2 protein-coding genes are annotated in these 1381 nt (G+C 33.7%); both read left to right on the top strand.

The window, feature by feature from the left end:
• The first annotated feature begins 139 nt into the window (after nt 1-139).
• On the top strand, nt 140-505 hold the full coding sequence (locus QOR82_RS09075; protein ID WP_283584413.1) for a Mu transposase domain-containing protein: 366 nt from the start codon (nt 140-142) through the stop codon (nt 503-505).
• Nucleotides 506-520: 15 nt separating this feature from the next.
• Nucleotides 521-1267, top strand: a complete 747-nt coding sequence (gene istB, locus QOR82_RS09070) for an IS21-like element helper ATPase IstB (protein WP_283584412.1) — start codon at nt 521-523, stop codon at nt 1265-1267.
• Nucleotides 1268-1381 lie beyond the last annotated feature (114 nt).

Genomic DNA, 1381 nt, shown 5'->3' with positions numbered 1-1381 from the left:
CTCCATCAACCAATAATCAATTGGTCAGTATTATTTATTTGAGTCCAGTGGCTAACTTATTCTTGAAATTTAGGAAATAATTAAATATCTACAAAAGCAACTTAATGATGAAAAAAGTCAAGCAACAGACCGAAGGCCAATGGATTTATGGCAAAAAGAAAAAGAATACTTACAACCCTTTAACCGTGAACTGCTAAGTTCGTTAGTAGATCATGATCTAACCCGCAAAGTTAGTAAAGAATCAATGATCACCTATCTGGGAAGTAAATATTCTGTACCAATAAAGTATATCGGTCATGAAGTGACCGTCAAGGTCACTGACAAAAATTTATTGATTTTTAGTGCCACAAAGCTAATAAGGCAGCATTCACTTAGCAATAAAAAGTTTAACTATCACCAAGAAGATATGACAGCAATTTTGAGGACATCGGTATTTCATGATCTATCAGATCAGCGACTTGCCGAACAAGTAGAAACTAATTTGAAAATGTTTGACCAATTATAGGAAGGACTATAGTACATGACCGTTTATACAAAATTAGAGAATAATTTGACTAAGCTGAAATTAACAGCTATAAAGGAATATTTACCTAACTATTTGGAAGGTAATGATTTGTCATTACCGGAAATCCTTGAACAACTAACCAGTAAAGAACTAGCTTATCGAACTCAAAGGTCAGCTAAAATGTCAATTCATGTAGCTCACTTTCCATATACCAAAGGTCTAGATGAATTTGATTTCGACTTTCAACCTTCGGTTGATAAACAAAGAATTATGAATCTTGCATCAATGAATTTTATTTCTTCGGCTAAGAACATATTATTTATTGGTTCTTCTGGGGTTGGCAAAACTCATTTAGCAACTGGACTTGGTATGGAAGCATGTAAGAATCATTTAAGTACTTATTTTGTGAACTGTCACGAATTAATTGAAAGGTTAAAATTAGCCCATCAAGAGAATCGTTTAGCGGCGATTTTGAAAAATTATAGCAGGTACAAATTACTAATTATCGATGAAATTGAATATTTACCAATTGATGACTTAGGATCCGATTTATTCTTCCAGTTGATTGCTCGACGTTACGAAAAGAAATCAACGATCATTACGACTAATATTCCTTTATCGGAATGGGGTGAAACCTTTTCTAATCCAACAATTGCGAATGCAATTCTGGACCATTTGGTCCACCATTCGGAGATCTTTAAAATTACTGGAAAATCATATCGAATGAAAGATTATCAAGAACACACAAAGGCACAAAAGTAAATCGGTGAAAAACGACATTTTAAAATCGGTGTTGACAGGCAATAACCTTCATTGACACAGACTCACTAAGTTCTTCAGTAATATGGTACTTGACTACATTGGCAATTCGACAAC

It is taken from the genome of Limosilactobacillus difficilis, assembly GCF_947387495.1.
In the GTDB taxonomy this organism is placed as follows: Bacteria; Bacillota; Bacilli; order Lactobacillales; family Lactobacillaceae; genus Limosilactobacillus; species Limosilactobacillus difficilis.
The sequence above is the reverse complement of the archived record's forward strand: the minus strand, read 5'-3'. Positions and strand labels throughout refer to the sequence as shown.

Bases quoted from the DNA above. Each gene is read 5' to 3' on its own strand.
- QOR82_RS09075 (WP_283584413.1), top strand. From the start codon at position 140: ATGGATTTATGGCAAAAAGAAAAAGAATACTTACAACCCTTTAACCGT.
- istB (WP_283584412.1), top strand. From the start codon at position 521: ATGACCGTTTATACAAAATTAGAGAATAATTTGACTAAGCTGAAATTA.